This is a genomic window from Maribellus mangrovi, from assembly GCF_037646455.1.
Lineage (GTDB): Bacteria > Bacteroidota > Bacteroidia > Bacteroidales > Prolixibacteraceae > Draconibacterium > Draconibacterium mangrovi_A.
On the sequence record NZ_JBBIXN010000002.1, the window covers coordinates 889,689 to 913,277 of the forward strand.

The following is a 23,589-nucleotide window of genomic DNA, read 5'->3' on the forward strand; positions in this document are numbered from 1 at the left end:
TGAAACACTTTACCATGAACTTGATCAGTACAGCAAAAAAGTGCTACAATCCCATAAGTATTTTCCTGATGATTTTGGCCTTATTGATGAGTGCCTGCACCTCAGAAAAAGGACATATATACCAAACTGAAAACTGGAGTTTCACCGTAAACACAAAAGGTCAGATCCTTTCCTGGATCGATGAGATCAACCGGCAGGAACTTCTTTTACCCGATCAGGAAACTTACATCCTTTCGTTAAAAGTTGATTCTTCCATCCTGCATCCCGTAAATGCAGCTTTTTCTGAAGAAGATGAGAGTATGACTTTGGAATATGAGAATGGAGTATCAGTTGAGTTGACGGTGTTGCCGAGAAAAAAACATATCAGTTTCGAGATTGCATCGGTTTCTGACGAAGAAGGAATTGATGCCGCAGTTTGGGGACCTTATTACACCAAACTGAATAAAAGCATTGGCGAAGTGGTAGGCATTGCTCAGGGCGAAAATTTGACGCTCGGCCTGCAAGCACTGAACGCCAAAACACTTGGCGGTTACCCGTGGAAAGACGACGATTTCCTTCCCCAGATGGATATTTTCAGCCAGTCGGACGTGAACAACATGACCAAGGAAGAAGGCACGCCTTATACCCTGTATTCGGTAGAAGCTGCCAAACCCGTACACAACGGAAGTTCATTGCAGGCTTACACACGTAACCGCAATCATGACCGTATTATTGAAAACTGGGGAAATAAAAAATACCTGGCTCCTGCCTATGACGACGGTGGATTAACAGGTTCGAAAATAGCTTTGTTTGGTTGTCCGACAGATGAAACGCTGAACACGATCGGAGAGCTTGAAGTAGCTGAGGGACTTCCCCACCCTACGATCGACGGGCAATGGGTAAAGAAATCGCCTGTTATTAATTCTTCTTACATCATTATGGACTTTGATGAAGAGAGCATCAATGAATGTCTGAAATATACCAAGATGTCAGGCTTCAATTACCTCTATCACAGTCACCCTTTTGCATCGTGGGGACATTTCCCGTTGATCAAAGAGAAATTCCCTAACGGATATGACGGTATGAAGGCCTGTGTGGAGAAAGCGGAAGAAGAAGGCATTTACATTGGCACACACACGCTCAGTAATTTTATCAATACCAACGATGAATATGTAACGCCGGTTCCCGACGACCGACTGGCAAGAGTCGGCAATTCGATCATTACCAAAAGCCTTGGCGAAGATGAAATTGAAATTGATATTGAATCGCCGGAATTCTTCAACCAGATTCAGAACAACAACCTGCGCAGTGTTGTCATCGAAGATGAGATCATTCGTTATGGTGCAGTCAGCGAAACGGCTCCCTGGAAATTGCTCGACTGCCAGCGTGGTGCTTTTGGCACTTCAGCAGCATCGCATGAAAAAGGTGAAACCATCGGGATGCTGGCCGATCATGCCTATAAAGTATTTTTGGGGGATGCGGATCTAAACAAGGAAATTGCCGAAAACATTGCCGACTTTATGAACTATACCGGAGTGCGGATGCTCGATTTCGATGGCGTGGAAGGCACCTCATCCACCGGAATGGGAAAATACGGTGAAGCGCTTATGGTTTCGCAGTGGTACAATCACCTGAACGACGATCTGAAAAGTCATTTTTTAGTAGGCTCGAGCAGAACGGCACATTACCTGTGGCACATTTATTCGCGCATGAACTGGGGCGAGCCCTGGTACGCCGGATTTCGGGAAAGCCAGACCGAATACCGCCTGCGCAACCAGGCTTTTTACAAACGTAACCTGATGCCCGGTATGTTGGGCTGGTTCAGAATGACCTCCTCCACCACCCTCGAAGATATTGAGTGGCTGATGGCTCGTTCGGCGGGGTACGATGCAGGTTTTGCCTTTGTAACAGACATGACCTCAATTAAAGAAAATGGAAATTCCGACGAGATATTTGCCATCCTTAACATTTGGGAAACTGCCCGTTTGGCCGGTGTATTTAACGAACGGCAGAAAGAAAAAATGCGCGATATCTCCACCGAATTCCGTTTGAAAAAATCCGACGATAATACACTTGAATTGACACAGGTTTATTCCAACAAATTCAAACACGAGAATAAAACCCGTCAACCCGGTGAACCGTTATACTCTACTTTCAGTTTTGAAAATACGGGTGATACACAGCCAATGGGTATGATCATCACGGCAAAAAACGCAGACATATCAAACATCAAAATTGAAATCAATAATTATAAAAACCTCGAATTCCCGATCGTACTGGAAAAAGATCAAAGTATAAAGATTGAGGATGGCAAAACAGCGGTAGTTTACGATAAAAACTGGAACGAAATTCGTAGTATAGCGCTACAAAATACAGATACTTCGGTGCAAAAAGGGAAACAAACTGTTACTTTTGACTGTAGTTTCTCAAACGCCGGTGATGATGCATCAGCGGGTGTGGAGCTGATTTTAAAAGGCGACACCGAACAAATTAAAATGAAATAAAAGTACAATAATGAAAACTGCCCTTTGGATATCACTTCTGCTTTTTACGCTGGTTTCTTGCTCCAATTCGGGAAAAGAAAAAACAGCAGATGTATCGGAAACCTCATCGAAGAAAGCGATCCTTTATGTTTCCTACGACGGTAAGTACAAGCTGAACGTTAAACAACTTGGAAGCAAGCAGATTGAAGTCACCGATCAGAACAAAGGAGAAGTTTATATGCTTGTTCAGACCGAAGCTGCCAGCGGCGCCAAATACAGCAATAACGACGGTTATGTATTCTGGACGAAAGGCAATGAATTTATGTGGATGCAAGACGATGAAACACTCGCTTCAGGAAAGCTAAAAGCAAACACGCATACCGGAAACTATGTAAATGCCGATTATTTTCAGCGTGATAAAGGCTACGACTGGGTGGGCGTAAAAGTAAGCAGGACTGTCGATGATCAATTGCTGGTTCAAGTACGCTCGCGGGCCGACCGAAAAAAGCCAACCTGCACCTGGGATGCCAGCATTTACCGGGAATCGGAAAATATGTACTACACCATGGAAGACGGTTCAAAGGTGTTCTTTGCTTTTAACAACGACACACTTTCAATAGCTGCCGAAAATGAAAATGTACTATATTTTTATTGTTCGGGCGGCGCTACCGTCGCCGGTAACTACATAAAAATCGATGAACCACTCGATCCTGAACAAGTTGATTCCACGATTTTCAGTAAAGTGCTGCGTTTGCAGGGAATTGGATTTAATGTGACCTCGGTGCGACAGGGACCGCAAACAGCTGTTACTGTTTCGCCCTTCGGTCTTGAAAATTCAAATCGAGTTGAAACGTACACCATCGACGGCTTTGTTACGGATGCCGAAATTGAAGATCTGAATGCCGATGGCTCACCCGAGTTACTGATCTATACGCAATCGTTTGGCAGTGGCAGCTACGGAAATGTACTGGCCTTTTCGGTAAATAACGGCAAATCAGTAAGCAGGGCTAACTTTCCTCCGCTCACCCAAAATACTGCCCTTAGCGAAGGCTATATGGGGCACGACGAATTTCGTGTAGTGGAGAATTACCTGGTTCAGCGCTTTCCGGTTTATAAAGACGGCGATTCGAATGCCAATCCTACTGGTGGCATGCGGCAAATCACCTACACGCTTGAAGAAGGTGAAGCCATGCGGCAATTTAAGGTGAAGGAAATTGTTACTTTTGATCGTTGACTTTAATTCTCATCTGACTTTTCGCCGAAGAATACAATCCGTTATTTAGATCACCGTCGCAAGCCGCTAGAAGTGCTTTTTTCAGTGCCTCCAGTTTCTCCGGATAAGCCTCTGCCAGGTTGTGTTCCTCCTTAAAATCGTGGGGCAAATAATACAACTCGAAAACATCCTTCGATAGAAAAGTCCTGATTTTCCAGCCGTCGTTGGTGATAAGTGTTGGGCCGGTAAACGACGAATAAACCAAATAGTCGTGTTCTGCATTTTCCTGCTCCATTAACTCATTGTAAATCGATAGACCATCGGTAAAGACTTCTCCTTTATAACCTGTCAAATCGGCAATTGTCGGCAGCAGATCGTAGTTAGCGGTGAGTAAATTACTGGTCCGGCCGGGCTTTATTCTATCCGGCCACTGAATAAGCAGTGGCATAACAATTCCGCCCTGTAGATTACTGCGCTTCATTCCGGCACGGCCTCCGTTTCCGTCGAAAACATCACCGGCCAGTTCGCTGTAGTATTTCGAATCGAGATTGTTGAAACGTTTGCCCGTTTGCATGTTGGTATAAGGTTTTTGTACCCTCCCCTCTTGGGCGTAATAAATCTCATGTCCGTTATCCGACGTAAAAATCACCACCGTGTTCTCCAGGATTTGCAGTCGTTTTAATTCGTCGATGATCTGACCCACGTTATCATCCAGCATTTTAACCATCGAAGCATATTCTTTTTCTATGGGCATCAGCCGGTCGTCATTTTCAAAATCGGGATGAACAGCCGGAATGGCAACGGGCCCGTGAGGCAATTGTGTGGGAAAATACAGGAAAAATGGTCGGTTTCGATTGGCCTCAATAAAATGAAGCACACTATCCATAAAAAGCTCCTGAGAATACTTCGTTTTCCCTTCCATATTCCAGCGCTCACTGTATACTTCGGGTGTTTCCGGTTCACTCGTTTTGCCACAATCGGTTCGCGTGTTTCCTTCAATCTCGATGAGTTTGCCGTTGTGAAATAAAAACGGCGGATAAAAACCATGAGCACGAACATGGTCGAGGTAACCAAAATACTGATCCCAGCCATGTTCCTTCATCTGTTTATCGGAAGCTGCAAAGCCCCATTCCAGTTTACCGTATTCTGCCGTTCGGTATCCGGCTTTCCGGGCGATATCCGCCATAAAATCGATGTTATCAGGCATGGGAGAAAGTGTCTTGTTGATCATCTCCTCAACCTGCTCAGGTGTGTATTCGCCCGTACTTATTTTTTTGTATATACCCGCGTCCGTTATCTCATGGCCGTCGGCATGACAATCGTGACGGCCGGTAAGCAGCGATGCCCGTGCAGGTGCACAAAGCATGCACGAATAGGCATTTTGAAAACGTATTCCGTTGCTGGCCAGTTTGTCGATATTTGGTGTTTTAATGATCTGCTGTCCTTCTGCGCCCAGCAGACCAATCCCCAGATCGTCGGCATAAATTAAAATAATATTGGGGTGTTCGGGATGTGTATTCTTTTTGCTACAGGATGTAATTCCGGTTAAAACAAAAAGCAACAGCAGATTTATCAGGTCGCGCTTAAAATTCATTCACTTATCAGGTTTACAAACCAGGTATTGAAGATAGGTAATTCTTAAGCAATGGCGATGATAACGTTGCCTTTCTTGTGCCCGGCATCCACATAACGATGCGCCTCAACCATTTCCTCCAGCTTGTAAGTTCTATCGATCACCGGCCTCAGTTTACCTTCTTCCACCATTTTATTAAGCAGCTCCAGATCGGCAATAGTAGCATTCGGACTACCTTCATCCACCGAGACATAAGTTCCATTAACCGTCGACGCTTTACGGCATTGCTGCTTAAAGTCCGAATCTTTCCAGGTACCAACCGCGTCGAGCATAAAGTCGAAATCATTTCCTGCAGTTGACGGATCATCTTTGGTGTAATCCAAAACAGCATCGGCTCCAAGCGATTTTACCAATTCCAGGTTGTTGGTGCTGCAAACACCAGTCACTTCCGTGCCAAAATACTTTGACAGCTGAACTGCTGCAGTACCGATGGCCCCCGACGCGCCATACACCAACACCTTTTTACGTTGTTGTATTTTTCCTTTTCTTAGGTAGAGAAGTGCCATCAAAGCTCCGTAAGGGATAGCAGCGGCTCCTTCGAAACCAAGCATTTCTGGTTTCTTTACAATTGTGCTGTTTTCCGTCAGGCATTTGTATTCAGCGTATGTTCCAAAGCGGATGGTAAAATCGTCCTTCACGGTCCAGCCATACACCGCATCTCCCGTTTGAAAACGTGTGACTTGTTTCCCTACTTCTTCAACCGTTCCGGATACGATCATTCCCAGCACCGGGTTCCTTGGCTTTTTAAATCCAAGTACGAGACCCATCAGAATTCCCCGCGGCGAACGACGTGGAAGTTTAAAACCACGAACGATACAATCGCTGGCTGTTACAGCGGTTGCCCGCATCTTTATCAGTACCTCATTGTCTTTAGGTAAAGGTTTTTCCACTTGAGTTAGCCGGAGCACTTCAGGCCCGCCGTATCGGGTACATTCAATGGCCTTCATTATTTGGTATTTTTCGCTTTATTCCCCGCTGCCGCGCAGTTGCACCTAAACTCCCAATAATTTAAAAAATCAGGTTTCAGGCGTTTTCATTTTACTTTGAATCAAATCTTACTATTGGTGGATCCCATGTTGAAGCATTACCGGTAATACCGCGAGTATAACTGATAACTTCCATCCATTCCGGAGAAACTTTAATTAAAAGATAATCCTCCGTTTTGTTCTGATAAAAAGCGTTCCATTCCTCTTTCCATCTTTTTTCTTTTTCCGATTCGTCATTCACAAGTTGAGCTTTCCCATGAATGGTAACATAGCCTGATTCATCGCTGGCCAAATAATATAAAGTTACCATGGGATTATTTTTAATCTGGATTACTTTTCTGCTTCTGGTGTTGGTTCCAAACCAAACGGTAAAATCATTTTCGGGAAGAAACGGGTCCATGGTTCTGGCCGCGGGACTTCCTTCTTTGTCGACAGTTATTAGTGCACAGGTATTGGCAGAAGTCATAATTTCCCGTGCTGCATTCATTAATTCATCTCTTTGCGAATCCTCTGACGCTGATGTTTGACTGAAGCCGGGAAAAGAGAATAAAAGCAGCATTACAAATGATAGCCAAATTGATTTTTTAAAATGTTTCATTTTCCTCATTTTTTGTTATTAATCGATTTTACTGCATTCTAATATTATTGTTTCTTTTATATAAATACCTCATTTGGGGAAGTAAAGCAAGGATAATAATTAAAATCGCATAAAACATATAAAACGTTTGTAACCAATGTACGGTTCCCTCCAGAAATATTAATTCGATATGTATCCAGCCAATTAGCGCAAAAGCAACATATATGCTATAAGTCCATGCCCAGTGCATATCGTTAAATATGTTGGTTTTCTCAGCTAGTTTGCATTTAGTTTTTTTTAATAAAGCAATTATCAGCAAAGCTGGTATAATTCCCAGTACGGCGAATAAAATAATTCCTGGTATTAGAAAACTATCGAAAGGCATATTCTTGAATTCAGACAATGGAAGCCCCATCAATTCACCCGATGGAGAGATTATAAGCACTATTCCTCCGCCAAGTGCACCGAATGCCAGAAATCCTAATACAATTAAAAAGATATTTCGTACTTCCTTTATTCTGTGAATATTAATTTCTGATCTTTCCATTTGCCTTTTATTTAAATGGTTTATAACGTGTGTGGAACCCAACAAGTTGGGTTATTGCCCTATTATAGGGTTGGGTTATAACGCCAATTCGATGGTGAAAACCGCCTTCTCGGTTTCAATCTATTCAGGTGCTTCGCCCGCGATAGGAGGAACATTATACTTGGCTGTCCGTTCATCTTTGATCACACCCGACCAGTTCAGACCAAACGCAAAATCGTAGCTGTTGCCATCGCTGTCGACATAACATTCCATATCCCGTGGCACATCTTCAAATTGTGCCTCAACAGTCTCCATATTTGCCGGCATTTGAAGTGGTAGCAATCCGGACGGCTCCGCTTCTCCGGAGATAATCTCCAGGAAAACTTCATCGGGAAGCCAGGCAGTTCGTCCTCCGCCAAATCCCATGACTATAGCATCCACTTCTTTTTCAAACTCTCCCAAAACCATCGGGCTCGATGCGTCAAGAGCAACAATGACCTTAGTGGCAACAGAGGCAGTGTTCAGCACGAGATCCAGGTGACTTTCATTTCTGATGATCCCGGTTCTGCTGAAATAGGAACGATTCTCTTTCTTCAGTTTCTTTGCTTCGCCATCTTCCGAATTTTCTGTTACTTCAATCATATCTCCTCCGAGCGACTCCTTACGTACAAATTCTGAATTGGCAGTGTAAGGTCGATATTGCAGCGAAATTGGAAGGTAGGTATACTTCTTTCGCTGCTCCTCGATATCATCAGGTTCCCGGCCATCATCCCGCATACCTCCGGATTCGTCGAAGGTTGGATTCCCGTTTTGAGGACTGGTGATCCGGACAATAGCAAAATCACATTCAGCTATTTCTTCTTTCGATGCTCGTATGATGTCTTGTGCCGATAAGGTTGGATTGCCTCTGTGATCTGCCGGGCCGGTATATTGATCGGCCAGTTTATCAGTCAGAACATCGTAATACCTGCCCGCAGTTTCAAGATCAAATCCGGGTTTGGCTGATGCCGGTGTCTTTCTCCAGCCACCTGTAGCTGCTGTATATAATCTTGGGATATACACTTTAGGTTTATTTTCACCTGCCGAGGCTTTGTGAATAATACCACCATGATTTTTCAGCATCACTACTGATTTAAGGTGTGCCTGGTGCGCTGCTGCTTCATGCTCCGGTTTTTTGTAGGTGGATTCGGCTACTTCAAGACTTAAATATGGATTGTCGACAATACCGATATTGAGGTGGGTCCGGAGTATCCGTTCCGTCGACTTTCTCATGATCTCCCCTATCTGCTTTTTCCCAAGTTGTGTAACACCCAATTCATAGGCTTCCATAACCAATTCAATACTTTTCTCTCTGTCGCTGCCTTCGCCCCCAAAGGCATCGCATCCGGCGGTTAGGATGGCCAGTCTTTTTTCAACCGGTGTCAAATCTTCAACTCCGTAGTTCTTACTGGTGAGAATGCCGAAGTCGGTTAAGATATAACCGTCCCAGCCGTACTTTTCGCGCAACAAATGATTGATTTTATAATGGCTGTAACTCGAGCCGACACGCTCTCCACCCACCGGAGATCCATCTGCTTCAATACCTATAGAATAGTTGGTCATGGCTGCCGAAACCGTTTTGGTTTTCCCCGGCAAATCCATACAGGCAAGAAAAGGCAAAACATGCGTAAAAAACTGACCACCGGGAAAAACGTTGTATGCTCCGTCTCGTGTATGCGACTCTCGACCACCTTCGGCAGCACCGTCTCCCGAAAAGTGTTTCATCTGGTTGTTTACACTGTGTTTGCCCCACCCCAGGTCATTTCCTTCTTTATCGTAGGTCGATTGCCAGCCGTTAATTATCGCCCTGGCCATATCCATCGACAGTGCAGGATCTTCACCGAAGGTGCCGGGAATACGTTTCCATCGAGGCTCTGTTGCCAGGTCCATTTGTGTGGCTACCTGCATCGATATTCCCATGGCCCGCCATTCTTCCGACATCATTCTGCCATATTGCGCTCCGATTTCGGGATCGAATGTTGCCGCCAAAGCCAGATTGCTTGGCCAGTTGGAAACGTCTCCTGAGCGGGGATCATCTATCCAAACCACAGGGATACAGACAATATTATCAAGGCTTTCAATGTATTCCTGCACCATATTGTTCCAATTCACCTTTGTCCTGGCATCAGCCGACCCTCCTCGAGGTGCCCGTAGTTGCCTGTAACCAAGATCAAGGGAATTTTTTATGATGGTATCCAACGAATCAGGATTGACTCTCCATCCACCAAAAGGATTCATTTTCATGCCCATCATCTGCTCTACCGGGATCTCTTCCACCATAGCTTTTGCACGTGTTTCAAAGTCGACGCGCCAGTCTTCAAACTGATCAAGCAAATTATTTCGGTTGAGGTCTTTGAAAGCATATCCGTCAACCTGGATAAGCTTTAGTCCGGATTTTTTTGAATATCCGATGGTAGTCCCTTCTTCATTACTTACGCGGATCCAACCATCGGGAGTTTGCGATTCCGACCACTTGAGATTTCCCGATCCCAGTGGTTCAGGTTCAACCGGATAATTTACTGATTTACTGCAGGAAAAAAATAAAGTTGTAACCACCAGAAAAATCAACAGACGGAAAAATTCTATTGACCCATTCGATTTTTTAGTTAGGTTCATTGGTTTATCTCCTCTTGTTACGCGATTATGTTTGAACGCGAAAACCTTTAAAAAAAGCCAGGTTTTTGTTTTGCTATTAAAGGTAAAAACAAAATTTATGGTTAACAATAATGCGGCAGTAATATTTTCTGTTAGTTACTGATAATTAATCGATTTGGGTATTTCGAAGTTGATTATTGCCGGCGCGGATTTATAATCTGAGCCTCAGCCTATGGCTGACAATTTAGTATTTAAATTCTTACAGATTGCTCCAGTTACAGCGGGATAACTATTGGAAGGCACGAGCGAAGATATTATTTGGTTGCAAATTTTAACCCGATCATTTCAACTGTCTGTTTCTGGTCCTACGGCCAGGGCACGGATTCCAAATCCGCGCCAGCGGTGGACACAGTTGGCGAACCACCGAGCCCCGCCCTGCAATATGTACTTTGTTCCGCATCATTTTCAATTTTTACAATTTAATCACAACTATTAAAATCTTTTAAAAATTCTTTTTGTTTTTAAATCAACTAATTGACGGTCATTGTCCGGTGAAAACACAAATAGATCAGGTCTGTTTTTATACTCATTATCAGTCTCGAATATATAATTCTCGAATTTTATTGAGTCATTGATAATTTTATATTCTCCAAAAAAGTCAAAAATGATTTTACCTCCTTCTGCGAATTCTTTGTATTTGAAGATTCCATTAATTAGTCGTAACTCGATATAACCATTTTCTTTTGTCGAATAATATATTTTCCCGACTGAATTGTCATACTTTGAAAAATGGCTTTTAACTCTATTTTTTTCTGGTTTCTTAATCAAATAAATAAGTTTCAATTCATTTCCAATTTCTTGCCTTGGATCCTCTGTTCCGAGCTTCTTAAAGTCAACAAAATAGTTGTTATCTATAGAGTAAACATATTTAATTCTTCGACTGTAACTTTGTACTTGTTCATTCGGAAATATCTCAATTACTTTTCCGGAAATCTCACCAGTTCTTCCCATTAAGAACGTTTGTGTTCCAAATCCAGTCCAACCTGTAAATGCCAGTACTGAACCAAATAAAACTCCTAAAGTCCAAAGATTTATATTTCCTTTTCGCATCTATATTAAAATTGTTTGTAACAGGTTGCTTACAAGCCGCCGGGGCGGATTTACCTTTCTCAGTTAGCTTAACATCGAATATGCCCTGCTATGTGTAACTTGTTGTGCATAGTTTTTACATCTATGTCATTAGACTTTTCAGTCATTTTCTTTCATCAATTTATTTAAGTTTGGATTGGTAAATGCCTTTTTCTTCATTATATAAATCGCATGTTATTGAAAATGAATATGCTTTTTCATTTGGACCCATATTTCTCCCATGAGGATGAAAAAATTGTACTGTCCAAAATGTATTTGTCTCACCTGATTTTATACTGAATCCACTCAGTTTATAATAATTATTAACATACATAACGGCGTCTATATAATCGAAAGTGTCTTTATTCGTAAATATGATTTTTTCGTTATCCAGCCTTACACTAGCTTTGAGTTTTACATAGCTTTTTTCTCCTTTTGAGTTCTTTTTTATGATTAAACCAATAAAAACACTAATTATAAGTACAACAAGAAATAACAATATATAACCACGTTTTTTACTTTCATTACTTGTAAAAAGTAAGTCGTTTTTCATATTTCACAATTATATAAGTTTGCTTTAGTTGAAACAGTTACACACTAACTGAATACACAGAATCTTAGCTAAATCTTTCGAACTCTGCTTTATCATTTTTTTATCTCGATGGTGGTGGTAGTGGTGGAGGTGGTGCGGCCGCTGAAGGTGGTGGTGGTAATTTTTTGTCAGTTGATTTCTTTCCATTTTCAAAAAAGGCAATCATTTCCGATGCATTATTTCCCACTTTTAATATTGTTCCATTTTCATCTACAATTAAATGGGTTGGAAAGGCATTCAAGTATAATTTTTTCAAGATATACTCCTCTTGATTGGGAACTACTTTATATTCAAACTCCTTTTGTTGTATAAATTTCTCTAATTCCGATTTAGAATCCAACGCTAAACTCAGGAAAATGATGTCGTTTCTATCTTTGTATTTATCTACAAATTCATTCAGTTCCGGAAATTCAGCTACACAAGCTTTGCAATTGATAAACCATGTTTTTAAAATTAACGTTTTTCCTTTTGTATTTTCGTTGTTGTAGACGTTTCCGTCCAAGTCGGTAAAGTTAAATTCAGGAAGTGGCGCCCCTTCCATTTCATATAAACCGTAGATTATAGTTGATTCATTTTTTATTGTGCCTCCAATTCTTTTGTCGGCATTAACGTCAAGCTTATATAGTTTATATATTTCTACTTTACTGTCAGATTTTATTTTTAGAGGAATGTAATTGCCGGTAATTAACTCTTTCAAAAATTGTTTTTTGTCAATCGTGTCCGACTGTTCGTCTAATCCTGTGAAATCTGATGACAAAGAAATGTTATATGAATAGTAAGTCCACCATTTTATGAAATCAGAATTAAGTTCACTGATCTCGACTTTAGGTTCAAGAGTTTCAACCTTTTCTGTTAATTGAGTTTTTTTTGAATTTTCGTTGCAGGAAAAGACAAAAAATGAAAGCAGGAATGGTATAAGAAAGAGAATAAGTAATTTTTTCATTTTACTATTGTTAAATTATTAATAGAGTTGGAGTCGATATCTAACTTTTCGCCATTGGAGTATGAATTCTTAATTTTGTAGTAATCGTTTTTAAAAGTTACTCTTATCGTATCAATTGTTCTTGTTCAGCATAAGCGTTATGTTTCGCTTAAGATTCAGAAATCGACTATTCACAATTTTTGGTTAAACAATAATAGTTTATAATCAATTCAAATGAAATAGGACATTTGGACAAATCTTAATCGATTGGTTGAATATTTGAGCCAATCATTTCTTTGGATAAAGAATTGATTATATTCTGTTTGGATTGCCTGGATGTAAAATTGTTTATAGTAAAATCAGTTTTTTTGAAATTAAGGATATAATATTAGTATTAAAAAAATATTTTTAAAGTATATAGTTAAGGACTTTTTCTGTGAACCAGAAATTGTAATGATATATCTTGGAAAGATACGTTATTCAGACTGTTAACTTGGAAGATAACCTATTCTAACTTACACGAAATGGATCAATCTTCTATATAACTTTATATTTTATTATAGTTTTATAATTTATGCGAAAGCATTTATATTTTAGAGACAAATTAAGGATATTTAGGCAAAACAATTATTTAGATAAAGTAAAATGAATTTCGCCCTTGATGAGTTTTTTGATCCCATTCAACAAACTAAGTATATAGGATCTGAAAATTATCGAAAAATAAAATACTATCTGAAAACTTTACAGGCATTATCAAAGGTTTGTAATCTCAGTTTTTACATTGTTGATTATTACAAGCGGTCCTTTCAGTATGTCTCACCTAATCCATTATTTCTTAATGGATATTCTCAAAAAGAGGTAATGTCATTAGGATTTGATTTTTACCCTTTGTGTGTGCCAGAAGATGACCTGAAACTTTTATTATTATTAAATGAGGTTGGCTTCGATTTTTTCTACCAACTATCAGAAGATAGAAGAGATAAGGCGACTATCTCCTACGATTTTAGGTTAAAACATAGAAACAATAACAGTCATATACTGATTAACCATAAATTGTCTCCATTACTACTAACGGACGAAGGAAATATTTGGATGTCAATTTGCCTGGTAACACTTTCTGTTATGAAAAAACCAGGGGATGTTCACATTATTATGCAAGACGATTCATCGCGATATGATTTAAACATTAGAAAAAGGATTTTTGAAAAAGTTGCTAAACAAAAGCTATCTCCGAAGGAAATAGAAATATTAAAACTTTTATCCTTGGGATATCGGTTAAATGATGTGGCGAATAAACTAGGTATTTCAAGCTCTACTGTTAAGAACCACAAAACGCGAATATTTAAAAAGTTAAATGTAAAAACTACTGCCGAAGCAGTGTTTCTTTTTGCTAATAGCCAAGGGATTTTGTAATGTTTTTGAAAAGTTATAGACTATTGGAGTCTTTTCTTAAAATACATCGAAGGAATGGGAGACATGCGTATAACACCTTTCATCCTTTTTTTTCTATTTTTTCAGCATGACGCTTGATAGACTGTTCCTGAACTTTAGCAAGTTTATAAATTTTTGTGTTAACGCTGATGGTATAGGTCGTGGCGGAATTTACAACAGAAATCCTGTCAGAATCGCAGGGATTGACAGCACTCGTTTGACTTGTCACCCAGATAACTTTCGGGGGCTAAAATCCCCGCCTGTCCTGTAAATTTTGTCAGCCTTAGTTTTTTTATCCTGTTATTAGTCAATATAAGTTTCTTTTAAAACCGATTTTAACTCCTGAATTTCTGAATCTTGTAGTTCTCCAAAAACTTTTATTATTCTTTGTCTGTCAATTGTTCGGATTTGGTCTAAAACAATCCAACCGATTTTATTGTCATGTTTAACTTTCATCCTTGTTGGATATTTTTTAGAACTTGTTGTCATGGGAGCAATTACAATTGTCCGTAAATATTTATTCATCTCATTGGGAGAAATTACCACACAAGGTCTGGTTTTCTTAATTTCGCTGCCAATGGTCGGGTCGAGATTAACCAAAATGATTTGATATTGTTTTATTTCCATTCCTCCTGATTTTCATCGTCAAACACATCGTCAAATAATAAATTGTCATCTCCATTTTTAGCCATTGTTTCAAAAGCTTTTTCCCAACCTTTTCTTGGTTTTGAAATTGGTTTCAATATAATCTGTCCTTTGTCCATTATTAAATCAACAGTATCTTTAATGTTGTATCTGTCAAGCAGGGTTTTACTCAATCTTATCCCCTTTGAATTTCCGATTTTTATTACTGAAACTTCCATAGCTAATATTTTAAAAAATGTAATTACAAAGTTATAACATTTATCCGGATTTAAAAATTTGGGCCAACGGTTAATGCATGTCTCGTAGCTTTGGTTTAAGCGTTGGATTTTTATCTGCGGGAGAAAATGCATTAGATTCTTGTTTAATGTTGACTGTTAAACGGTTTGAATGTTTTAAAGTAATTCGCCCACTTTCGAACCTGGAGATGAGGTATTCGGGAGCAGGGTTAGAACAATCCGCTCTTTCAAACGAAAACATTTGTTCGGGAACCGGAAATTTATGTACTTCAAAATTAGCGGTACCGCATTAACAAGAAGGAGATTTAGTAAAAAATTACAGGATGAAAACTTTCGCCATTTCTATCTTTGAAATGCACGAAGTATAGCCCGCTGTTAAATTCTTTTTTCAATTTTACCTGATGCTTTCCTTCACGGGAATAAGCGCTGTAGATGTCTTTAATTTTAACACCCGACAAATTATACAATTCTAAAACTACCTCTCCGGGAGTGATAAGATCAAATGCGATGTTTACATCGTCGTGCGCAGGATTAGGATAGATTTTTAACAGTGCTTCCGCCTGATATTCAGGATTCGGGGCTGATGTTGGATTTGCTGACGAACCATAAATTTCGAATTCGTAAAAACTGGTCCAGTACCACGAAAAGTTCTCTTTAACCGTTATTCGCACGTAACGCACATTTTCAGCTATCAATTCCCCTTCCTGAATCTGCTCGTTCGAGTTACTCTCCTGTCGATCAACAACAGAGGTCCAGTTCTCATTGTCCGCTGAAACTTCGATGATGTATTTATAAGCTCCCGCAAATTCCCAGTTAATCCTGAAATATTCGAGGTTGTATTTCGCTCCCAGATCGACAGCCCACCATTGATTTAAGTTACCATCAGCCGCGCACCATCGTGTTGTATAGTTGCCATCATTGGCATTTGTGATAAAGTTTCCTTTGCTGCTTTCCTCCGAACTGGCCCAGGCAGGTTTATCCAGCGCCAGATTCTTTCCCTTACTTACCGTGTAGTTAATTACCGAACCCTCCGGCAGAAGTTCGCCGGAAACAGGTTGTTGAAAGGATATCAGACCTTTGTCATAAGTACCGTAAGTTTCTTCCCTCTTGCCGGCAATAAATCCCGCATCGCTGATGGTCTGTAAAGCATCTTCTTCACTCATGCCGAGGATATCAGGTATTTCGGAGCTGATTGCCGAAACATATTGAATTTTGGCTAATTCCATTTCATTCGACATACTGTCGACAGGAATGATCCGGTAGGAATAGCTATAGTTTTGATCGGGCCAGATGGTAAATTCGTCGTGTGGACGAGCTCCCCAGCTGTTATCGCCGCCAACGCCCATTTGCCGGTAATTAATGTTGAGCAGTGTAGCATCTTCTTTTGTCAGTTCATAGGGATGAGCTTTGTCTTCCAATTCGAACGGACTGTAATTCAGGGCACTAAACTCGAATTGATCTCCGGCGACCAGGATACCTTTTCCGGCATCATTCACCACCTTTACCCAATCAACACCGGTGTAATTTCCGGTTTCCTGAGGTTGAATATAGGGAAAGAAGTTATCTTCAACCGATTTGGAATAAACTCCAACCTGAGCCGATAACTGCCTGTCGATATAGTTTTCGTGCGGACCTTTCCCATACCATGTAAAGCGATTCAACGCTAAAGGTAAACGAAGTACATTTCCGATCAATGGAATTTCGGGTAATCCGACACCCGGGTAAAAACGCTCTGTAACTTCAATTTCTCCGTTCGATAAAATGCCATATTCCAAAATCAGGCTCATAGAGCTTTGTTCGGGAAAAGTGTAATAGACAAAAATCCGGATATTCTTTTCGTTGCTGTCATCCACAATCAAAGTATCGAGCGTGCGATTTAAACTGGCGCTATTCCACGTTGCACATCTGCCGGGCATTCCGTTGCCACGATCATTATCGAGAGGCGCTCGCCAGAAGTTTGGTGTTGGTCCACGGCTAATCAGTTCTGTTCCCCGATATGTGTAGTTATCGATCAATCCGGTACCTTCATCAATTTCCACTTTTAGTGAACTGTTTTCAACCGACAGAACACCATTACTGAAAGTTGCAAGTTCTTCGTCGCCGTAATTATCTGTTTTTCCCACTTCAGAAGTAGCAAACGGAATTTGAAACTGGGCAGCTGCAATCTCGTGCCCGGCTGCGGCCCATAGATTATCTTCTTTAGTCGTAAAACGAATGTTGAGCCAGTATTTTGTGCCGGGCTCCGTATCCGGTTCCGAAAAGGGAATACTCAAATCCTTACTGCTCAACGGATCCAGAGTTAACTGACTTTCTGTAAGTTGGCCGGTCTGAATCACAGTGGAGTCGGAGAGTAATTGCCAAGAAGCCGCAAACTGATTGACATTGGTAAAAAGAAAACCGTTTTTAAGTTTAAATTTTCCGTTGATCAGATCGATCGATTCCAGCTTAATGTTCTGATATACCTTTTTAACTTCATAGATTTCGGGTTGTAATGTCCGATCGGCACTGACTATACCGTTGGCACAAAAGTTACCATCGTTTGGATTGTCGCCCCAGTCGCCACCGTATTTAAATCCCTGCTCATCTTTCAGACTTTGGTCGACAAAATCCCAGATAAATCCACCTTGCAGGTTGTCGTATTTTGCAAACACCTCCCAATGTTGATAAAGGTTACCAACACTGTTTCCCATAGCATGGGCGTATTCACATAAAATCAATGGTTTTTGATTTCCTGACTTACCGTAATTTTCAACGCTTTCAACCGAAGCATACATGTAGCTGTTCATGTCTGCCACTTCATTGTACCCCTCGTAATGCACCAGACGCGATGAATCGAAAGCATGGATCCAATCGGCCATCGCTTGAAAATTAGATCCGCTGCCGGCTTCATTTCCCAGGGACCAGATTAATACACAGGGATGGTTTTTATCCCTTTCAACCATGCTTTTAGCACGGTCGATACAATTTGCAGTCCAATCCGGATTGCTTGTTGGTATGCTGCCGCGAACACCGTGAGTTTCCAGGTTGGTTTCGTCGATGATATAAATGCCGTATTCATCGCATAATTCGTACCATATAGGATCGTTAGGATAATGCGAAGTACGAACAGCATTGATATTAAATCGTTTCATGATCAGGATATCGTTCAGCATGGTTTCCCGCGAAAGTGTACGTCCTGTCTCCGGATGAATTTCATGCCGGTCGACTCCCTTGAACATGATCGGTTGGCCGTTAAGAACCATTTGCCCGTTTTTCAGTTCAAATTCCCTGAAACCTACCTTACAGCTTTCAATTTCTGTTACCTCGCCGGAACCGTCTTTTAACGAAATAAGCAAGGTATAAAGGTTTGGAAATTCAGCTGACCATTTTTCCGGCCCGGGAACAATCACCGAAGAATTTATCTTTGCTTCGTTTCCTTCGAAAACTACAGGAATATTCAATGCCTCAGCAAAAACCTCGTTTTTGTTTTTATCGTAAAGTTGTACATCTAGTGAATATCCGCTTTTGTTGACCGGATCAGCGGCACTAACTTTTGCCGAAAAATTTAATGTAGCATCCGTGTAGCTTTCATCCAGATCGGTTGTATAAAAGAAATCACTGACATGGACAGAAGGTATGGAATACAAATACACGTCCCTGAATATTCCACTCAATCGGATAAAGTCCTGATCTTCGAGCCAGCTGCCGTCGCTCCATCGGAAAACCTGGACGGCAATGGTATTTGTTCCGGCTTGTATAAAATCGGAAACATCGAATTCGGCAGGTGTGAAACTATCCTCACTGTAGCCAACAAATTGTCCGTTTATCCAAACATAAAAAGCGGATTCGACACCGGCAAAATGAAGAATGCAAGGCTTTGATGCCCATCCTTCGGGCAGATCAAATGTCCGTAAATACGAGCCAACGGGATTGTAAACAGTAGGTGCAAAAGGTGGAGAAATGTTCTCATATCCGCTCCAGGGATAGGTAACATTGGTATAAATGGGATAATCAAATCCCTGAAGTTGCCAGCTTCCGGGAACTTCGATATCATCCCACGAACCGATATCGTATCCAGCATTGTAAAAATTCGTTGGCCGGAGTTCAGGTTTGGTGACCAGATTAAATTTCCAGGTTCCATTTAGGGTAAAATATTGGTCCGATGATCGGATATCTGTGTCAAGCGCTGTATCCGAATTATTGTAAGGAATTAGCGTACAATGTGCTTCAAGCCTGTTCAACTGAAAAACATCGGGTTGGTTATACCATTCGTTTCCTGTAACCTCAACACTTTCCTGTGCCCCTGCGTTTATCGTCAGTTGCACTAATGCCAACAAAAGCAATAAACCCGGTTTGAATCGTCTGTAACTCATTGATGAATTTTTTGAAAATTCTGTGATAGCTGTAAAAATAGTCCTTTTCAGTTTTTATGCCAGCTGTTTGGCTGAATATCTCGTTAGAAGCGCGACACTGCTAAATAATTCACGGAAGATAATAATACCTTCATCAGATAATTGAATCGGATTACGAAATTTCTTCTCCCTGGAAAGAGGAGTGAATTAGAATACGAAGACGAAGTAGTGGAGCCTAATTTTTCCTCTAAATTCTCCACCAAATCCCGCTAATACAACCGTTTGAGAATCCTTCCTGCATCATAATTCATGCCGTTGCATCATAATTTATACCTCTTCCCGAAACTTATTATTGTTTAGGGCATAAATGATTAGTACTGCATCACGATTCGGCAGAACTTTACATTATCAAAATTCAACGACAAAAACTTATGCATCATGAAAAATTTAGGACTAACAATCGCAGCCATTTTTATCCTGGTTTTTTTATTCTCAGAAACCGGATGCAATTTATCTGCCCGCGCGGAACAATATAAAGTACCCGAGCAAATGAACGACGGTCTGAAAGTTGGCGATGCCTCCAAAGCCGGATTGAACATCGAATTACTGGAGGATGCAACAAAGGCCATCGAAAAAGGCAGGTTCAAAGAAATTCATTCGATGCTTATTTATAAAGCCGACCAGTTGGTTTTTGAAAAGTATTTTGAAGGACACAAATATCAATGGGATGGTCCGAAATATTATGGTGAGCTGGTTCAGTGGACACCGACGATGCCCCACCCGATCATGTCGTGCACAAAAAGTTTTACTTCGGCCTGCATCGGTATCGCCATCGACAAAGGTTTTATAAAAAGTGTCGATCAATCGATTTTTGATTACCTGCCCGAACGCCAGTACCTGAAAACAGACAACAAAAAATATATTACGATTGAACACCTGCTGACCATGACTTCGGGCCTGGCCTGGGACGAATGGAACGCGGCTCATGGCGGACAATTAACAAATGACTATGATCACCTTTATGTGGTTGAGGACAAAATAAAGGCCGTTTTGGAAAGACCATGGTGGGCTGCTCCAGGAGATTTTTTTACTTACAATGGTGGTGGTATCAATATTTTGGGCGAGATCGTGAAAAATGCCACGGGCATGAACATGGACGAATTTGCAGCAGAATATTTATTCGGACCGCTTGGAATCGATTCGGCATCGTGGTGGAGCTATCCTAACGGAAGACTCGAAACAGCCAGCTCATTAAGCCTTACTCCGCGCGACATGCTCAAATTTGGAGCCCTTTACCTCAACAATGGCAAGTGGAACGGGCAACAGATCATCCCGGAGAACTGGGTAGAAAAAAGCGCAACGGTTTACCGCAACAACCACGGGATAAAGCTTCCGATAGAAGATTCAGGCCTGAACGGATACGGCTACACCTGGTGGATCAGTGAACTGGACCGTGATGGACAGAAAATAAAAATGTACCGTGCAAATGGTTGGGGCGGCCAGGTAATCGCAGTGCTTCCCGAACTGGATATGGTGGTGGTATTCACCAGTGGAAACTGGGCCACAAAATCGAAACTGTTTAAGCTGATAGACAACTATGTTTTACCGGCAGTTGAAGATTAGAACACTTCATTATACACTTTAAAATCAAAAATAAAATGTTACGTATTTTTCGACATATTCAGTTTAGGCTTGGTGCTGAAAACAAGTTAAGTTCCTATTTGATTTATGCGGCCGGAGAAATTTTTTTATTGGTTGTTGGGATTCTGTTGGCCTTGCAGATCAATAACTGGAATTCGCGAAGACTGGATAGCGAAGAAGCTGTAAAATCCTATCAGAATATCGTTCGTCAGTTAATGGAGGATCGCAGTGAACTCACCGGGGTAAGAGACTTCAACAATTATTATTCAGGAAGGTATGAACGTGCCGGTCAGTTGATAAACAACAAGGCGACAGACAAATCCGATTCGATCGCTGTTATCATCATGGAACTTTCACAGTATTCCGATTTCCACCGCAGCGAGAATATTTACGAAACGCTGGTCAACAGTGGGGCTATTCAACTGCTTAAAAATTCGAAAATCACAAGCGGGCTTCAAAAGCTGGAAATGACCTACACCAGCATGAATAAATTGGAAGACATACACTGGGAAATTATATTAAATGAGCTGTATCCCGAAATAAGAGGAGTGATTAATTATGCCACACTCGAGATCATAAAACATGAAAGGCTCTATTCTGTTGAAATTCAAAATTTTCTGGTTGAAAGTATTTACCTCACAAAAGCCAAAGACCTGATTTACAACAAAGCAATTTCTGAAATAGACGCCATTATAACAGAAATTCAAATTGAACTGAAAAATCAATAAAATTTAAAGTCATGAAAACAAAAAAGAAAAAGAGAAACGAAAACAAGAGTTCACTCGTAATCGGAGGAACAACAATGATGGGTTTGGGTGTAGGATTTATCCTGCTGAAATATTCTGTCATGTTTTTCCTGGCCTCGTTGCTGATCGGAGTCGCAGTGGGATTGATCGCCGCTCCATTTGTAACTGAAAAACCGCAAAAAAATGAAAGCAGTAGTTTGTGAAAAATACGGAACGCCGGAAGTCCTTCGTGTAACTGAAGTCGACAATCCGGTGCCTCGAGACACCGAAGTCCTGGTAAAAGTGATGGCTACAACCGCCAATGCAGCTGATGCCCGCATCAGGGGAGCCGTGTTCCCTTCCATATTCAATTTTCCGGTAAAACTGGCTATGGGTCTTAAAGGACCGCGCAAAAAAGTGCTGGGTGTTGAACTGGCCGGCACTATTGAAGCCATTGGTAAAAATGTAACTCAATATAAGGTTGGCGACGAAATTTTTGCCTCAAGCGGAGCCGCTTTTGGTGCTTATGCCGAGTACATTTGTCTGCCCGAAAAAGCCGTAATGGCAAAAATGCCTTCAAAAATGAGCTTTGAAGAAGCTGCAGCTGTACCCCATTGTGCACTGGCCGCTTTGCATTACCTGAAAAAAGGAAATGTAGGCACCGGGCAAAAGGTGATGATCTACGGAGCTTCAGGTGGAATCGGGACTTATGCGGTTCAAATTGCCAAAGCTTTTGGAGCCAAAGTAACCGGTGTTTGCAGCACTGCAAATGTGAAGCTGGTAAAAGAGTTGGGAGCCAACGAAGTGATCGACTATACCAAAGTTGAGCTGTCGAAAGCGGACGCCAACTACGACGTTATTTTCGATACCATTGGCAAAGCACCGATAACGCAGTGTGTGAATCTACTCGAAGAGGGAGGCATGTACCTGTCGGCTGTTCACCTGGAACTTTCCCGTATTATTGAAGGCATTAAACTCTCGATAAAAAGCAGTAAAAAAGTGATCGGTGGCGTCGCTCCCTACACCGTCGAGAACCTCAACTTTCTGAAAAGCCTGATTGAGGAGGGAAAATTAAAAGCTGCGATTGATAAAACCTTCACCCTGGAGCAGATCCGGGAAGCACACGCTTATGTGGACACCGGTCATAAAAAAGGGCATGTTGTTATTCGAATTGAATATTAGAATCCTTAAAAACCAAAATCATGAAACGAATCATCCTAATAGCAATGGCGCTTTTGCTGACAGCATCGACCGTGTTCGCTCAAAATTTTACTGACATTAAAAAAGATAATGTTGCCATGTTCCACCGTCATTCAATTCAATTCAATATCGCCGGATTAGCTTTCGAACGTTACGGCGTAGCTTATGAATTGCGTTTGAGTCCGGAACACGCCTTGTTTGTGCAGGGCGGAGGTTCATTCCCGGGTATCTCAGAAGAGAAAGAATACGGTTTCGGGATTCACTATAAATACATTCTGCCGCTCGTTAGCGACACCCGTTTCCTGGGGCTGTTTAAATCGGCTTACCGAAATACTTTTTTAGATTTCAACGTCAGGTACATGAACCTCGACGGGATTCATGATGACGCCCGGTTCCAATTCGATTCCTTTTTTGTTGGTCCCGGTATTGGGCAAACCCATGTATGGAAGTCGGGATTCACGATCAGTTACTGGCTGGGTTATGGTCCACCAATCGGTGCAGAATTCAAATGGAAAGATGTTGTGCCTACTGACGGAGATTCCTGGGCAAAAACATACAAGTATGCCTCCGGTTTGGATTTCGGCTTGACGCTTGGCTACTCATTTTAGTAGTAATAATCACCCCCTAAAATCACCCTGCGGGGTGATTTTTTTTAGCGGATGATGGTGACCTTTAGGTTATGATTTTAAAGTTAGAACTGAAATGAA

19 protein-coding genes are annotated in these 23,589 nt (G+C 41.2%); 8 read left to right on the forward strand and 11 right to left on the reverse strand.

Annotation, left to right across the window (positions count from 1 at the left end):
- Positions 1–14: 14 nt before the first annotated feature.
- Both WFY05_RS11730 and WFY05_RS11735 read left to right on the forward strand, forming a co-directional pair.
- On the forward strand, positions 15–2,483 hold the full coding sequence (locus tag WFY05_RS11730; protein ID WP_340113042.1) for a hypothetical protein: 2,469 nt from the start codon (positions 15–17) through the stop codon (positions 2,481–2,483).
- A 10-nt stretch (positions 2,484–2,493) separates the two neighbouring features.
- Positions 2,494–3,696: an MliC family protein gene (locus WFY05_RS11735; RefSeq protein ID WP_340113043.1), complete on the forward strand. Its 1,203-nt coding sequence runs from the start codon at positions 2,494–2,496 to the stop codon at positions 3,694–3,696.
- Here the strand turns inward: WFY05_RS11735 and WFY05_RS11740 are convergent.
- The 8 genes from WFY05_RS11740 to WFY05_RS11775 form a co-directional block, all read right to left on the reverse strand.
- Positions 3,680–5,269, reverse strand: coding sequence for a sulfatase-like hydrolase/transferase (locus tag WFY05_RS11740; protein WP_340113044.1), 1,590 nt, complete (start codon positions 5,267–5,269; stop codon positions 3,680–3,682). The genes WFY05_RS11735 and WFY05_RS11740 overlap by 17 nt on opposite strands.
- Positions 5,270–5,313: 44 nt before the next feature.
- Positions 5,314–6,255, reverse strand: a complete 942-nt coding sequence (locus tag WFY05_RS11745; protein WP_340113045.1) for an NAD(P)-dependent alcohol dehydrogenase — start codon at positions 6,253–6,255, stop codon at positions 5,314–5,316.
- A 91-nt stretch (positions 6,256–6,346) separates the two neighbouring features.
- Positions 6,347–6,892 carry a pyridoxamine 5'-phosphate oxidase family protein gene (locus tag WFY05_RS11750; RefSeq protein ID WP_340113046.1) on the reverse strand — a complete coding sequence of 182 codons (546 nt, stop codon included), beginning with the start codon at positions 6,890–6,892 and terminating at the stop codon, positions 6,347–6,349.
- Between the two features lie 28 nt (positions 6,893–6,920).
- The gene (locus tag WFY05_RS11755) at positions 6,921–7,418 is read right to left on the reverse strand and encodes a hypothetical protein (protein WP_340113047.1); all 498 of its coding nucleotides are present in this window, start codon (positions 7,416–7,418) and stop codon (positions 6,921–6,923) included.
- Between the two features lie 120 nt (positions 7,419–7,538).
- Positions 7,539–10,052 (reverse strand): glycoside hydrolase family 3 N-terminal domain-containing protein, encoded by a 2,514-nt coding sequence (locus WFY05_RS11760; protein ID WP_340113048.1) that lies wholly within the window; start codon positions 10,050–10,052, stop codon positions 7,539–7,541.
- Positions 10,053–10,523: 471 nt separating this feature from the next.
- Complete coding sequence (locus WFY05_RS11765) at positions 10,524–11,141, reverse strand: hypothetical protein (protein WP_340113049.1); 618 nt, start codon at positions 11,139–11,141, stop codon at positions 10,524–10,526.
- Positions 11,142–11,301: 160 nt separating this feature from the next.
- Positions 11,302–11,712, reverse strand: a complete 411-nt coding sequence (locus WFY05_RS11770; RefSeq protein ID WP_340113050.1) for a hypothetical protein — start codon at positions 11,710–11,712, stop codon at positions 11,302–11,304.
- 100 nt (positions 11,713–11,812) lie between these two features.
- A complete protein-coding gene (locus WFY05_RS11775) occupies positions 11,813–12,694 on the reverse strand; it encodes a TlpA family protein disulfide reductase (protein WP_340113051.1) in 882 nt (293 codons plus the stop codon).
- Between the two features lie 624 nt (positions 12,695–13,318).
- On the opposite strand from WFY05_RS11775, the gene WFY05_RS11780 reads away from it, so the two are divergent.
- Complete coding sequence (locus WFY05_RS11780) at positions 13,319–14,086, forward strand: response regulator transcription factor (protein ID WP_340113052.1); 768 nt, start codon at positions 13,319–13,321, stop codon at positions 14,084–14,086.
- A gap of 321 nt (positions 14,087–14,407) precedes the next feature.
- Here WFY05_RS11780 and WFY05_RS11785 read toward each other — a convergent pair whose 3' ends face one another.
- The 3 genes from WFY05_RS11785 to lacZ all read right to left on the reverse strand — a co-directional run bounded on the left by WFY05_RS11785 (position 14,408) and on the right by lacZ (position 19,337).
- Positions 14,408–14,731, reverse strand: a complete 324-nt coding sequence (locus WFY05_RS11785) for a type II toxin-antitoxin system PemK/MazF family toxin (protein ID WP_340113053.1) — start codon at positions 14,729–14,731, stop codon at positions 14,408–14,410.
- A complete protein-coding gene (locus tag WFY05_RS11790) occupies positions 14,722–14,967 on the reverse strand; it encodes an AbrB/MazE/SpoVT family DNA-binding domain-containing protein (RefSeq protein WP_340113054.1) in 246 nt (81 codons plus the stop codon). The genes WFY05_RS11785 and WFY05_RS11790 overlap by 10 nt, the downstream gene beginning before the upstream one ends.
- 323 nt (positions 14,968–15,290) lie before the next feature.
- Positions 15,291–19,337, reverse strand: coding sequence for a beta-galactosidase, LacZ type (gene lacZ, locus WFY05_RS11795; protein ID WP_340113055.1), 4,047 nt, complete (start codon positions 19,335–19,337; stop codon positions 15,291–15,293).
- Positions 19,338–19,754: 417 nt separating this feature from the next.
- On the opposite strand from lacZ, the gene WFY05_RS11800 reads away from it, so the two are divergent.
- The 5 genes from WFY05_RS11800 to WFY05_RS11820 are packed head-to-tail and all read left to right on the forward strand — an operon-like array spanning position 19,755 to position 23,490.
- Positions 19,755–20,939, forward strand: a complete 1,185-nt coding sequence (locus WFY05_RS11800; protein ID WP_340113056.1) for a serine hydrolase domain-containing protein — start codon at positions 19,755–19,757, stop codon at positions 20,937–20,939.
- Positions 20,940–20,974: 35 nt separating this feature from the next.
- Positions 20,975–21,685, forward strand: coding sequence for a DUF6090 family protein (locus WFY05_RS11805; RefSeq protein ID WP_340113057.1), 711 nt, complete (start codon positions 20,975–20,977; stop codon positions 21,683–21,685).
- An 11-nt stretch (positions 21,686–21,696) separates the two neighbouring features.
- Positions 21,697–21,906 carry a hypothetical protein gene (locus tag WFY05_RS11810; protein ID WP_340113058.1) on the forward strand — a complete coding sequence of 70 codons (210 nt, stop codon included), beginning with the start codon at positions 21,697–21,699 and terminating at the stop codon, positions 21,904–21,906.
- Complete coding sequence (locus tag WFY05_RS11815; RefSeq protein WP_340113059.1) at positions 21,887–22,864, forward strand: NAD(P)-dependent alcohol dehydrogenase; 978 nt, start codon at positions 21,887–21,889, stop codon at positions 22,862–22,864. The genes WFY05_RS11810 and WFY05_RS11815 overlap by 20 nt, the downstream gene beginning before the upstream one ends.
- A gap of 20 nt (positions 22,865–22,884) precedes the next feature.
- A complete protein-coding gene (locus WFY05_RS11820) occupies positions 22,885–23,490 on the forward strand; it encodes a hypothetical protein (protein WP_340113060.1) in 606 nt (201 codons plus the stop codon).
- Positions 23,491–23,589: the final 99 nt, after the last annotated feature.

Coding starts and splice junctions, on each gene's coding strand:
- WFY05_RS11750 (WP_340113046.1), bottom strand. CDS start 6,892: ATGAAACATTTTAAAAAATCAATTTGGCTATCATTTGTAATGCTGCTT.
- WFY05_RS11740 (WP_340113044.1), bottom strand. CDS start 5,269: ATGAATTTTAAGCGCGACCTGATAAATCTGCTGTTGCTTTTTGTTTTA.
- WFY05_RS11800 (WP_340113056.1), top strand. CDS start 19,755: ATGAAAAATTTAGGACTAACAATCGCAGCCATTTTTATCCTGGTTTTT.
- WFY05_RS11815 (WP_340113059.1), top strand. CDS start 21,887: ATGAAAGCAGTAGTTTGTGAAAAATACGGAACGCCGGAAGTCCTTCGT.
- WFY05_RS11730 (WP_340113042.1), top strand. CDS start 15: ATGAACTTGATCAGTACAGCAAAAAAGTGCTACAATCCCATAAGTATT.
- WFY05_RS11805 (WP_340113057.1), top strand. CDS start 20,975: ATGTTACGTATTTTTCGACATATTCAGTTTAGGCTTGGTGCTGAAAAC.
- WFY05_RS11820 (WP_340113060.1), top strand. CDS start 22,885: ATGAAACGAATCATCCTAATAGCAATGGCGCTTTTGCTGACAGCATCG.
- WFY05_RS11810 (WP_340113058.1), top strand. CDS start 21,697: ATGAAAACAAAAAAGAAAAAGAGAAACGAAAACAAGAGTTCACTCGTA.
- lacZ (WP_340113055.1), bottom strand. CDS start 19,337: ATGAGTTACAGACGATTCAAACCGGGTTTATTGCTTTTGTTGGCATTA.
- WFY05_RS11760 (WP_340113048.1), bottom strand. CDS start 10,052: ATGAACCTAACTAAAAAATCGAATGGGTCAATAGAATTTTTCCGTCTG.
- WFY05_RS11765 (WP_340113049.1), bottom strand. CDS start 11,141: ATGCGAAAAGGAAATATAAATCTTTGGACTTTAGGAGTTTTATTTGGT.
- WFY05_RS11775 (WP_340113051.1), bottom strand. CDS start 12,694: ATGAAAAAATTACTTATTCTCTTTCTTATACCATTCCTGCTTTCATTT.
- WFY05_RS11780 (WP_340113052.1), top strand. CDS start 13,319: ATGAATTTCGCCCTTGATGAGTTTTTTGATCCCATTCAACAAACTAAG.
- WFY05_RS11790 (WP_340113054.1), bottom strand. CDS start 14,967: ATGGAAGTTTCAGTAATAAAAATCGGAAATTCAAAGGGGATAAGATTG.
- WFY05_RS11745 (WP_340113045.1), bottom strand. CDS start 6,255: ATGAAGGCCATTGAATGTACCCGATACGGCGGGCCTGAAGTGCTCCGG.
- WFY05_RS11735 (WP_340113043.1), top strand. CDS start 2,494: ATGAAAACTGCCCTTTGGATATCACTTCTGCTTTTTACGCTGGTTTCT.
- WFY05_RS11785 (WP_340113053.1), bottom strand. CDS start 14,731: ATGGAAATAAAACAATATCAAATCATTTTGGTTAATCTCGACCCGACC.
- WFY05_RS11770 (WP_340113050.1), bottom strand. CDS start 11,712: ATGAAAAACGACTTACTTTTTACAAGTAATGAAAGTAAAAAACGTGGT.
- WFY05_RS11755 (WP_340113047.1), bottom strand. CDS start 7,418: ATGGAAAGATCAGAAATTAATATTCACAGAATAAAGGAAGTACGAAAT.